This is a genomic window from Sphaerisporangium sp. B11E5, assembly GCF_039871875.1.
In the GTDB taxonomy this organism is placed as follows: domain Bacteria; phylum Actinomycetota; class Actinomycetes; order Streptosporangiales; family Streptosporangiaceae; genus Sphaerisporangium.
The window spans coordinates 356,568-368,917 of record NZ_JBDPMD010000003.1; the positions used below are offsets into that span (position 1 = coordinate 356,568).

6 protein-coding genes are annotated in these 12,350 nt (G+C 70.9%); 2 read left to right on the plus strand and 4 right to left on the minus strand.

Annotated elements, in window-relative coordinates:
- Window positions 1-20: 20 nt before the first annotated feature.
- From ABGB17_RS05330 to ABGB17_RS05340, 3 genes are all read right to left on the minus strand, one after another.
- Window positions 21-5,699: an amino acid adenylation domain-containing protein gene (locus ABGB17_RS05330; protein ID WP_347626647.1), complete on the minus strand. Its 5,679-nt coding sequence runs from the start codon at window positions 5,697-5,699 to the stop codon at window positions 21-23.
- Entirely contained in the window at window positions 5,699-7,609 is a 1,911-nt protein-coding gene (locus ABGB17_RS05335) for an AMP-binding protein (RefSeq protein ID WP_347626648.1), read from the minus strand. The genes ABGB17_RS05330 and ABGB17_RS05335 overlap by 1 nt, the downstream gene beginning before the upstream one ends.
- Window positions 7,610-7,720: 111 nt before the next feature.
- Entirely contained in the window at window positions 7,721-7,927 is a 207-nt protein-coding gene (locus ABGB17_RS05340) for an MbtH family protein (RefSeq protein ID WP_347626649.1), read from the minus strand.
- 161 nt (window positions 7,928-8,088) lie between these two features.
- Here ABGB17_RS05340 and ABGB17_RS05345 point away from each other — a divergent pair, with 161 nt between their 5' ends.
- Both ABGB17_RS05345 and ABGB17_RS05350 read left to right on the plus strand, forming a co-directional pair.
- On the plus strand, window positions 8,089-8,493 hold the full coding sequence (locus ABGB17_RS05345; RefSeq protein ID WP_347626650.1) for a hypothetical protein: 405 nt from the start codon (window positions 8,089-8,091) through the stop codon (window positions 8,491-8,493).
- A gap of 762 nt (window positions 8,494-9,255) precedes the next feature.
- Window positions 9,256-10,602, plus strand: coding sequence for a ricin-type beta-trefoil lectin domain protein (locus ABGB17_RS05350; protein WP_347626651.1), 1,347 nt, complete (start codon window positions 9,256-9,258; stop codon window positions 10,600-10,602).
- Between the two features lie 593 nt (window positions 10,603-11,195).
- Here ABGB17_RS05350 and ABGB17_RS05355 read toward each other — a convergent pair.
- Window positions 11,196-12,011, minus strand: a complete 816-nt coding sequence (locus tag ABGB17_RS05355; protein WP_347626652.1) for an SAM-dependent methyltransferase — start codon at window positions 12,009-12,011, stop codon at window positions 11,196-11,198.
- Window positions 12,012-12,350: the final 339 nt, after the last annotated feature.

The window sequence follows — 12,350 nt, forward strand, 5'->3', positions numbered from 1 at the left end:
AGAACGGCCGAGCGCTCTCGTCACGCGTCGCCGCCGACGGGATCGGGGAGCGCGGCCAGGTCGTAGTCGCCGCCGGCCGTCAGGGGAAGCCGCTCGAGCGTCACCACGTGCCGCGGGATCAGATACTCCGGCAGATGCGTCACCAAGCGCTGCCGCAACCGGCCGAGGTCGACCGTGGCCTCCCGGCAGGCGACGTACGCCGCCGGCCCGCCGTCACGTTCGCGGTGTCCGGTCACCACCGCGTCCAGCACGTCGGGCAGGTCGCGCAGGACCGCGACCGCCTCCAGCGGATCGGCCGCCGGGCCGGCGAACTCGACCAGGCCGTCAGGCCGCCGCCGGACGAGATCCCCGCTGCCGGCGCCGCCGACATGGAGCTCCCCCACCTCGCCGGTCGCGGCCCGCCCTCCGGCCGGGTTGCGCACGACCGCCGGACGGCCGGCGAGCTCCCCGCCGATCGGCACGCGCAGCGGCGCCGTGGACGGCGACCAGGTGCCGGGCACGTCGTAGGCGGCCAGCGGCGCGCTTCCCCCCGCCGTCCGGTAGAGAGCGACCACCCGGCAGCCCGGCGCGAGCCGCCGCGCCAACGCCACGTCGTGCGCCGTCAGGTCGCCCCGGTTGTCGAGGAACACGCGGCCCGGCAGGGGCAGGGCCGCCCGGCACGGCGCCAGTGCCCGCAGCAGCGGCCCGGTGAGGTAGATCGCGGTCGCGCCGGCGTCCCGCAGCCACGCGAGGAGCCCGTCGGGGTCACCGGCCGTCGTCTCATCGGCCACCGCCACGACGGCCCCGGCGGGCAGCGCCAGCGACATCGCGCACATCATCAGGCCGGCGTCGCCGCTGGGGACGGCCAGCACATCGTCACCGCTGAGGCCGGCGATCAGGCCACCGGCCGGGCCGGACGCCTCCGACGTCCGCGCGGGCCCGTCGCCGCTCGGGCCGGCCCCGCGCAGCAGCCCACCCACATCGACGACGCCGTCACCACCCGCGGCCGGGTCGAGGACCAGTGCCCCTTCTGGCACATCGTCAGGCCCGGCGACCGTGTACGGCACGCCGGCCCGCGCGCAGCCGAGGAGCGCGGCCGCGAACCCGGCCGACCGGCGCCGGACCACGACCACCGGCCCCGCGTGCCCGGACACCAGATCGGCGACGGCAAGGGACGCACGCGCCAGTTGCCGGTACGTCCACTCGCCGTCCCGGTCGATCACCGCGCCGCGGTCCGGCCGCTCAGCGGCCAGGCCCGCGAGATCGGGGTACGGCGCCGGGACCGCCGGCGACACCGCGTCGCCGTCCTCGGCCGGACGCTCCAGCTCGTAATCCAGAACGCCGCGGGACGGGTCGTCGGCCGTCGCCGCGAGCACCGCCGCGACCTGGTCCAGCAGGGCCCGCATCGCCGGGGCCTCGAAACGCTCGGCGTGATAGAGCAGTTCGAGCCGGTAGTCGTCCCCGCTGTGGTGGACGTCCAGGTTGAGGTCGAACTTGCTCGGCTGCGCCGGAAGGTCCGGCGCCTCCGTCACGACGCCGGGCAGCCGCCACTCGTCACCGGCGTCCTCGATCATGTTGAGGAGCACCTGGAACAGCGGTGTCCGCGACGGGTCCCGCACCGTACGCAACTTGCCGACCAGGATCTCGAGGGGGGTCGTGCCGTGGTTCACGTACCCTTCGACGGCCGTGCGCCGCACCCGGTCCAGCACCTCGGCGAACGCCGGGTCCCCGCTGAGCTCGACGCGCAACGGAACGGTGTTGACGAAGAGCCCGACCAGCGTGCCGGTGCCCGCGGCCCCCCGCGTGTCCACCGGGACGCCGACGACCACGTCGTCCTGGCCGGACCAGCGGCGCAGCACCGTCGCCAGAGCGGCGAGCATCGCCATGAACGGCGTCACCCGGTGAACCCGGCACAGCTTGTGCAGCGCGGCCACCTCGTCGGCGCCGAGGACGAGCCGCGCCTTGCCGCCCACCGTGCCCTGCGACGGCAGCCGGCGGCGCACGGTCGGCAGAGCCAGCGCGGGCGGCGCCCCCGCGAGCCGGCCACGCCAGTATTCGATGGGGGCCGCCAGCCGCTCGTCGGTCAGTGTGGTCCGCTGCCATACCGCGTAGTCCAGGTACTGGACCGGCAGCGGCGGGAGTGCGGCCCGCTCGGCGTCGCCCCCGGCCCGGTAGAGCGCGGAGAGCTCACGCAGGATCAGCCCGATCGACCGGCCGTCGGAGACGATGTGATGGACGGTCATGCTGAGCAGGTGCTCGGTGTCGCTCAGCCGGACCAGCAGGCAGCGGAGCAGCGGCCCGCGAACCAGGTCGAACGGTCGTGCCGCCTCGTCGTCGGCGAGGCGCGCCGCCGCGTCGGCCCGCGCGTCGCCGAGCCCGGACAGGTCCTCGACGGTGATCCGCCAGGACGGGTCCGGCGCGGTCACCCGCTGCTCGGGCAGCCCGCGCACGACGGGGAAGGTCGTCCGCAGGCTCTCGTGCCGCTCGATGATCGCTCGGATGCCGCGTTCCAGCACCGGCACGTCGAGCGGGCCGCGCAGCCACTGGCGGCCGTGCAGGTTGTAGGCCACCTGGGACCTGATGTGGCACTCCAGCCAGACACGCTGCTGCTCGAACGAGAGGACGGGTCTCGCGCCGGGCGACCGCGGTGGCACCGTCTGCCCCATGTGCGACGGTCCGGGCACCGCGAGCGCCGCGGCGAGATCGGCCAGCCGTGAGTGCTCGAAGACCAGCCGCAGCGGAAGTCCGTGGCCCGACCGTTCGCGCAGCCCGACGATGACCTCTCCGGCCTTCAGCGAGTCGCCCCCCAGGTCGAAGAAGTCGTCGTCGCGTCCCACCGTGTCCAGGCCGAGGACCTGCCGCCAGACCTCGGCCACCAGTTCCTCACCGGTTCCGCGCGGAGGCTCGCCGCCGGCCGCGACAGGGGCGTCCGCGACCGGCAGCGCCAGGCGGTCCACCTTGCCGTTGGGGGTGCGCGGCAGCGCGTCCAGCACGACCAGGGTGCTCGGCACCATGACGATGGGCAGCGTGCCCCGCAGGTACGCCCGGATGTCGTCCAGGTCGAGGGTGCCGGGCCGGCTCGCGGTCAGGTGCCCGACGAGCCTGCCGTTCTGCAGGGAGACCACCGCGTCGCCGACGTGCGCGTGCCGCTGCAGGGTGTTCTCGATCTCGCCGAGCTCGATCCGCTGTCCCCGCACCTTGACCTGGAAGTCACGCCGGCCCAGGTAGAGCAGGGCTCCGTCCGGCCGGTGGCGCACCATGTCGCCGGTGCGGTACATGCGCTCGCCGGGAGTGGCCGCGTACGGGTCGGCGACATACCGCGACGCGGTGAGCGCGGGCTGGTTGACGTAGCCACGGCTCAGGCCGCGACCGGCCAGGTAGAGCTCGCCGACCGCGCCGACCGGCACCGGCCGCAGGTCGCCGTCGAGCACGTACCCGCGACCGCAGGGCAGCATCGCACCGATCGGAGGGGGCTGTTCCGCCGGACGCAGCAGAGCCCACGTCGAGTAGGTCGTGTCCTCGGTGGGGCCGTAGAGGTTGTAGACCGCCTCGATGTGCCCGGTGGCGTAGAGGTCGTCGACCAGGTTCCCCGTGACCGCCTCGCCCGCCAGGCAGACCACCCGCGTGCCGCGCGGCAGGGCACCGGCCGTGACCAGCGCGCGCGCCGCCGAGGGTACCGAGCTGACCATCGTCACGTCCGGCGGATCGGCGAGCAGGGACAGTGCGTTCTCGACCACGACCACGGTGCCGCCCGCGCAGAGCGGGGCGAAGAACTCGAAGACCGACACGTCAAACGAGATCGACGTCGAGGCCAGCACCCGGGACAACTGGTCCGGCGAGAAGGCACGCCCGCCCCAGACGACCATCGGCACCGCGTTGCGGTGGGTGATGACCACTCCCTTGGGACGTCCCGTCGAACCCGAGGTGTACAGCACGTATGCCGGCCGGTCCGGCGGCACCGGCCCGAGTTCCACGGCCGATACCGGTTCCCCGTCGAGTTCCGCGAGCTCCGCGTCCGTGACGACCAACCGCGCCGAGCTGTCGCGCAGCATGTAGGCCGTCCGATCGGCCGGGTACGCGGGGTCGAGCGGCAGATACGCCGCGCCGGCCTTCATGATGCCCAGCATGGCCACGGCCAGATCCACGGACCTGCCGAGCCGGATGCCGACGACGTCCCCCGCCTCGACCAGCCGCCTCCGCAACAGGTGGGCGAGCTGGTCGGAGCGCTCGTCCAGCCTGCGGTAGGTCAACGTGCGGCGCGGGTCCTCCACGGCGATCGCGTCCGGTGTCCGGGCCACCTGCGCCGCGAACAGGTCGACCAGGCTGACGTCGGGATCCCCGGTGTCGGGGCCCTGCCACCACCCGGCGACGAGTTCCCGCTCCTCATCGGTGAGCAGGTCGAGCCGGTGGACCGGTGTGTCGGGCTCGGCCAGCCCGCGGGCGAGCAGCACAGGCAGCCGCCGCGCCATCCGGGCAGCCGTCACCTGCTCGAACGTCTCCGTGCTGTAGTCCCACATGCCCCAGAGGCCGCCCCGGTCGCGCCACAGATGCACGTCCAGGTCGTAACGGATGCCGGGCCGGGCGACGGGGACCTGCTCGATCGGCGAACCGGCCAGCGTCGGTTCACCCCAGTCTCCCTGGAAGGCGATGCTCGCCCGCACCAGCGAACCGCCGACATGGCGACCCGGCGCGAGCGCGGCGACCACGTCCTCGAACGGCACGCCCCGGTGGGCCAAGGCGTCCAGACACGTGGCCCGCGCGCGGCGGACGAGTTCACGGAACGTCGGCCGTCCGCTGAGATCGGCCCGCAGCACCAGCAGGTCCGAGAGGAGGCCCACCGTGCCGTGCACACCCGGCCGCGACCGGCCCGCCTCGGGTGTCCCGACCGCGAAGTCGGTCTGACCGCTGTGCTGCCCGAGCAGCAACTGGAACGCGGCCAGCACCACCGTGAACAGCGTGGTGCGCTCGCTCCGCGCCAGCCGCTCGGCGTCCGCGACCAGCTCGGCGGGGATCCGCAGCGGCACCGAGCCCGCCTGGAACGTCGGGAACGTGGGGCGTACGTGATCGGCCGGCAGGTCCAGCTCGGGCAGACCGGCGAGTCGGGTGCGCCAGTGGTCCAGTGCCGGCGGGCCGGCGGGCGACGGCACCGGATCGGGTGCCACACCACGGAGTTCGCCGTGATACGCGGCGTCCAGCTCGGCCAGGAGCACCCGCATGGACCCGCCGTCGCAGACCAGGTGGTGCGCCACGAAGACGAGCAGGCGCTCGTCGTCCGCCAGGCGGTAGCTGTGCACCCGCATCAGGGGCCCACGCGCGAGGTCGAACGGCTCCGCCGCGACGCGCGCCGCGCTTTCGAGTGCGGTCGCCGCGCGCCGCAGCGGTGGCAGGTGCCGGAGGTCCGTTCGTTGTGCCGTGAGCACGATGTCGTCCCTGACGACCCGGACCGGCCCGTCGTCACGGTCGGCGAACGTGGCACGCAGGGAGGGATGCCGGCGGACCAGGGCGGAGAGCGCCACGTCCAGCCGGTCCTCGTCCAGGTCCCCGGTGTGCCGTGCGGCGAAGCGCAGGTTGAAGACGGCGGTGCCGGGGCACAGCCGCTCGAAGACCATGATTCCGCGCTGCACCGTCGACATCGGGGCGGGACCCGGCGCGGGCGGCGCCCCGCCGTCGCCTCCGGCCCGCCATCGCTGGACGAGCCTGCGTCCCGCGACGAGATCCATCACACGGCTCCCACGCCGTCGCCGGCCGTGATCACCCGATCGCGGATGAAGCCCGGTTCCCTGCCTTCGGCGAGCCAGTCCGCGACGAGGGCCTTCGCCGCGTCGCCCGGGGTGGACACGGCGAGGATGGTCTCCAGCGGCACCGTGAGACCCAGTGCGTGTTCCAGCACGGCCGCGGCCTCCGCCGCGCGCACAGAGTCGACACCGAGATCGACCAGGTTGTCCGCCGGCCGGCAGTCACCGGCCTCACAGACCGCGGCGACGACGCCGCAGATCATGGTGGCGAGCTCGACGGCCGCGTCGGCCTGAGCGCCGCCGGCGGCCGGCACCCCGAGCGCGGCCCGGCCGCCGGGGAGCGCGTCGTCGAAGACGCCGGCCAGAAACGCGTCACGCGCGGCGGAACGGCGTATCTTCCCGCTGGACGTGCGCGGCAGCGAGCGCGGCGGGACCACCGCGACGACGCCGAGGCGCAACCCGGTGCGCGACAACACGGCCGCCCGCACCTCCGACGCCAGCGTCTCGTCCCGCCTCCCGTGGGTCTCCAGCAGGAGCACAGGCAACGGTTCCGGCCCGGTGTCCACCAGGAACGCCGCGGCCATGCGGCCCACATTGCCTGCCGCGTCGAGCGCCGCCGCCTCCACGTCCACCGCGTGGTGGTTCACACCACGAAAGACGATCACGTCCTTGATCCGCCCGCTCACGAAGAGGTCGCCGTCGCGCACGTACCCGAGGTCCCCCGTGCGCAGGAAGCGGATCCCGTCCAGCTCGCCGAAGAGGTCACCGGAGTCGCCGGAGAGATAGCCGGACGTGACGTTCGGCCCGGCGACCCAGATCTCGCCCTCCACGCCGTCGTCCACCGGCAGGCGGCGTTCCGGATCGACGACGACCACCCGTTGATCCCGCACCGGCGTTCCGCAGCTCACGGCGGAGTCGGTCTCGACGGCGGGCTCCGACCAGTGACCGGCGCTGACGATCAGCGTCGCCTCCGCGAGGCCGTAACAGGGGAGGAACGCCTCGGCGCGGAAACCGGCCGGGGCGAACCGCCGTGCGAAGCTCGCCATGGTCCGGTGCCGGACGGTCTCGCCGCCGCTGAAGGCGACCCGCCACCGGGACAGATCGATCCCGTTCAGCGCATGGTCGCCACGCGCCCGGCGTACACACAGGTCGTAGCCGAAGTTGGGGCCGCCGGTGTGGGTGGTACCGGTCTCGCTGATCTGCGTCAGCCACCACAGCGGTGCCTTGAGAAAGTCTCCGGGCTCCATGATGCGCATCGGGATGCCCGCGGCCATCGGTGTCAGCAGGCCACCGACCAGCCCCATGTCGTGGAACGGCGGCAGCCAGGTCAGCGCGCGGGAGTCCGGGCTCAGCTCGAACCGTTCCACGATGGCCGCGGTGTTCGCAGCGAGACTGTCGTGCCGGACCAGCACACCCCTCGGCCGGCCCGTGCTGCCCGAGGTGTACTGAATGATCGCGACGTCGCTCCCGGCCGCCCCGCGCGGCTGCGGCCGCGCGGCACCGTCCGCCTCCGCGCCGGGCACACTCAGCACGGCCGGCGTCGTGATCTCGGCGTACCGCTGAGGCGCCACGACGACCGGCGGGCGGGCGTCGGCGACGATACCGGCGAGCCGGTCACCGTCGTGCCTCGACGACGTGCCTGGCGGGAAGGCCGGAATCACCGGCCGGCCGGCGAGGAACGCGCCGAACACGGCGACCACGTAGTCCAGTCCGGCCGGATAGGCCAGCAGCACCGGGCCCTCGCCGGCCGACGCGAGCCGGTCGGCCAGCGCCGAGGCCCTGCCCGCCACCTGTGCGTACGTCAAGGTGCTGACAGGGCCGAGGGGGTCGACGCTCTCGTAGGCCACGACGTCCGGCGTCCGGTCAGCCCGGGTGAGAAGCGTGTCGGTCAGCACGTCGGCTCCATGCCGCTCTGCCTCCAGGTCGCGTGTCGGATCCCCGCGCATGGGCGGGGGCGAGGCGTGCCCGTCCGTGCACCGAAGTGTCCACGCGGACGTGTGGCGCGATCAGTTCCGGATCGGTGTTCGAGCACTGAGTGGGCGGATGTCGGTCCAGTTGGCCTCGACGTAGTCCAGGCACTCCTGCCTGCCGGCCTCGCCGTGGACCACCCGCCAGCCGGCCGGGACGGCGAGCCTCGCCGGCCACAACGAGTGTTGTTCCTCGTCGTTGAGAAGCACCATGAAGGTGCCGTCGGGGTCATCGAACGGGTTCATGGCAACACTCCTCAGTTCACCGACGACCGGCCGAGTTCATCGACATGGCACCAAGCTACGGGCCTCGATGTCAGAGGTGGTGTCACGTGAATCGAGGACTGTCTCCGGCTCCCGCGGGCCGGCCGCACCGCGAATCGGCGGTGCTGTGGAAGGGTGCTCGCATGACACGATTCGTCATCGACGCTCCGGTGGCCATCCGGCTCGCGACCGACGGTCTCGCGGTTCCGGCGGCCCACGCGCTGCTCGCGCCGGCAGTGCTGCGATCCCAGGCGCTCGCGCTCCTGTACGGCTCCGTCCGCCGGGGCGACACCGACGAGCGGACGGCCAAGAAGATCCTTGACGGCATCCGTTCGTTGCGCATCCGGCTGCTGGGGGACCGCGTGCTCCAGTCCGTCGCCTGGGAGGTGGCCCGCACGCTGGACTGGCCGGACACGTACAAGGCGGAGTACATCGCGCTGACCCGGCTCCATGCGGACGCGCTGGTGACGTTCGACGACGTGCTCGCCGAAGCGGCGAGCACACTCGTCACGACCGCATCCCTGACCGAGGTGCTCCAGGCGCCCTAGCACGGCCTGCTCGTAGGAGCAGCGCATGGCCTGGGACAATAGCCGACCGAATTCAACCGGGTCGCGGCGCACACGCCTGCACCGGTGGCGGAGCCGTGATCAGATGCTGGAAGCGCGGCGTTCAACAGCCGGCTGGATATCGGGGCGAAGCATCAGTCGATAATGCTGTATCCGTGGCTCAGGTAAATACCACATCGTTCAGATCGTGGTCGATGGTGAGGCACGGGAACTGCCCGCGGCCCAGGGGGTGAGCCCGGCGGTCCCCCGACCCACACAGCCCGAGACCGGCTGATCCCCACCGAAAGTATCGGAATTCTGCCAAAACTTCCGGGCAGGGTGCGACAGCACGTGACGGCGGCCTCCCATGATCATAGTGAGCGGTCACCGTCCTCCCACCCGGCGCGCGACCGACCTTTTCACCACGAAAGTTTCATCCCTGTGCGACGGGAGCGGGCGCGAACCTTCCCTGGCCAGCACGCACAGGGGCACGCCCCGTGGGCCCGCCGTCCGGGGCTGCGAAGCAAGTTACTTGACATCCGCAATCGGGTCGTATTTGCTCCCTTGCACTACACCCCATACAGCGTGCAAGCGGCATACCGATAAGTCCTGGTGAACGTTAGCGCTCACATCTCGATTCCGGTTCAGCAGCTCCGGGCATTCGATGCCGCTGATGGAGAGGAACGCAGAACATGTCTTTGTCGTCGGCCCGTTCCCTACAGCCAGGAATCGCGAATGTTAAAGCATAGGACCATTTTCGGGGCAGTGGCGCTCGCGGCAGCTGTCGTCCTCGTGACGGGGCACGCGGCGATGAGCAACGGCAGCAGCACAGGAGCCTCGGCGTCCACCGCCGCCGCGCTCGCGGGAACCGCGGGGTGCGGGAAGAACCCGACGCTGACCAGCGGAACGCACACCATTCAGTCCAGCGGCAGGAATCGCCAATTCATCCTGCGGATTCCCTCGAACTACAACAACAACAACCCCTATCGCCTGATCTTCGGCATCCACTGGCTGAACGGCACCATGAACGACGTCGACTCCGGTGGGAGCAGCGGGGCCTCCTGGTCCTACTACGGACAGCGGCAGCTGTCGAACAACACCGCGATCTTCGTCTCGCCGCAGGGCCTCAACAACGGCTGGGCCAACTCCAACGGCGAGGACGTCACCCTCTTCGACGACATCATGCGGCGGATCGAGGCGGACCTCTGCGTCGACCCCTCGCTGCGTTTCGCCATGGGCTTCAGCTACGGCGGCGGCATGAGCTTCTCCCTGGCGTGCAGCCGCGCGACGGTCTTCCGCGCGGTCGCGGTGTTCGCCGGCGCGCAGCTCAGCGGATGCAGCGGCGGCACCCAGCCCATCGCCTACATGGGACTGCACGGCATCACCGACAGCGTCCTGAACATCTCGCAGGGACGGACGCTGCGGGACAGGTTCGTCCGCAACAACGGCTGCACCGCCCAGAACCCGCCTGAGCCGAGCTCGGGCAGCCGGTCCCACATCGTCACCGCCTACTCCGGGTGCCGGGCCGGATACCCCGTCGTCTGGGCCGCGTACGACAACGGTCACACACCCGCCCCGGTGGACGGCACCTACACCGAGAACGGCGCGCAGACCTGGACCAAGGGGGAGGTGTGGAAGTTCATCTCCCAGTTCCAGAGCACCTCCACACCCGACCCGACGCCCACAGTCACCCCGACCGTCACCCCGACCGTCACGCCGACGGTCACCCCGACCTCCACGACCAGCTTCCGCCTGCGCAACGAAGGCGCCGGACGCTGCGTCGACTCCCCCAACAGCGCCAGCGCCAACGGCACCCTGTTGCAGATCTACGACTGCCACACCAACGCCAACCAGCTCTTCACCTACAGCTCCGGCAGACTCCAGCTCCTCGGCAAGTGCCTGGACTCCCCCACGAACGCCGGCTCCGGCACCCGCGTACAACTGTGGGACTGCCACACCAACAGCAACCAGCAGTGGACCTTCAACTCCAACGGCACCGTCACCAGCGGCGCCAACAACCTCTGCCTCAACGCCACCGGCACCGGCAACTCCGCCACCGTGACCGTAGCCTCATGCAACGGCCAGGCCACCCAAAGATGGACCAGGGCATGACCACCCGCTAGCCGACGGCAGACCTCGGGTCCAGGCGACTTCGCCTGGACCCGAGATGATTTGTGGCCGGCAGGCAAAACCGTGCTCATCTTGAAGTCAACCGTCTGGACGCGCCGATTAAGGGCCAAAACACCACTGGGCGTCCCCACACGGTGGGGGACGCCAGGCAACGGTGTACTGCTGGTGCGCCGCCAGGGACTCGAACCCCGGACCCGCTGATTAAGAGTCAGCGGGCAACCTTCCACCCGGATGCCAAAACATGTCTCAACATGTCAATTCGGACTAGCATGTCCATATAACGGCCGATTTTTCTACCTAGTGATGCCGGACCGTACCGGATTGTTCCGGAACATTCGAGCACAACACGAGCCCACACCCCACTATGGGTGCCGTCACACCGGGTAGCCCATCTTCGACGATCGCCTCAGCAGATCTATTCCAAGGGCGGTCCGGGACCATCCCCGCGTACACATGGCCGACAGAAAACTCCTTGTTTCCCATCCTGTGTCGATAAGGGCCATCCCGCGCACGCGAGGATGGCCCAGCCGGCCTGGCCCTGCCCCACAGCTCGGGCAACGTTGAATTACGTCGGGTCAGGGCTTGCGCGCCAGCCCGCCCCAGCACGCCACCTCGGGCGGCTCGCCCCACGGGTTCGACTCAGGACGCCACGACGACACGGGCACGACTCCCGGCTCGAGCAGTTCCATGCCGTCGAAGAAGCCCTTGATGAGCTCGGGGCTGCGCGGCATGTAGGGAACCGCCCCGCCGCGGTTGTAGCCTCCCAGCGCCCGGACGTACGCCGGATCGGTGTCCGTGCCGTCATACAGTGCCAGGTGGCTTCCCGAGGGCAGCGCGGCGAGCAGGCGGTCGACGATCGAGCGCGCCTCATCGTAGTCGGAGACCAGCCCCATGATGCCCATCAGCATGAGCGCCGTCGGCCGCTCGAAGTCCAGCGTCTTCGCGGCCTCCTGGAGGATGTGCTCCGGGTCGCGCACGTCCGCCTCTAGGTAGTCCGTCGCCCCCTCGGGCGAGCTGGTCAGCAGCGCCGCGGCGTGCACCAGCACCAGCGGATCATTGTCCACGTACACGATCCGGGACTCCGGCGCGAGCCGCTGCGCCACCTCATGGGTGTTGTCGACCGTCGGCAATCCCGTGCCGATGTCAAGGAACTGCCGGATGCCGACCTCGGCGGCGAGATAGCGGACCACGCGCGTCAGCATGTACCGCGACTGGCGGGCGATGTCGACCATGCCGGGGAACACCTCAAGGACCTTGTCCCCAGCCATGCGGTCGACCGGATAATTGTCCTTCCCGCCCAGCAGATAATTCCACACCCGCGCCGAATGCGGCACGCTGGTGTTGATCGCCACTGGCTGCCGCTCCGCCTCGCTCCCACCATCGTCAACCATAGGTTGACCTCCCACCTCGCGTCATCGGCGCAGGCAGGCCGCCCCTATCCAGGCGCGCCGCAAACCCAAGTAGATCATGTCCCAGAATCCCGGCACAACAGGCCTGTTGCCCATCATGCCCGCCCTTGCCATAGAGGACGACATGCGAGTTGATGTGCCTTTCGATGCTTGGATTGGGTGAGGCGGACTGGTCGGAGGCTCGCCGCCGGGCTACGGCCAGCAGAGGCCGGTCACTTTCGGCGAAGACGGCGAGAATCTGCTGGTAGGCGAGGTGCTCGGCAGCGCGGCGGGCGCCGGGCCGGGCTCGTCGGCGAGCGAGAGGAGGTCTTGCGGGCGATC

Bases quoted from the DNA above. Each gene is read 5' to 3' on its own strand.
- ABGB17_RS05355 (WP_347626652.1), bottom strand. From the start codon at position 12,011: ATGGTTGACGATGGTGGGAGCGAGGCGGAGCGGCAGCCAGTGGCGATC.
- ABGB17_RS05340 (WP_347626649.1), bottom strand. From the start codon at position 7,927: ATGAACCCGTTCGATGACCCCGACGGCACCTTCATGGTGCTTCTCAAC.
- ABGB17_RS05330 (WP_347626647.1), bottom strand. From the start codon at position 5,699: ATGGATCTCGTCGCGGGACGCAGGCTCGTCCAGCGATGGCGGGCCGGA.
- ABGB17_RS05345 (WP_347626650.1), top strand. From the start codon at position 8,089: ATGACACGATTCGTCATCGACGCTCCGGTGGCCATCCGGCTCGCGACC.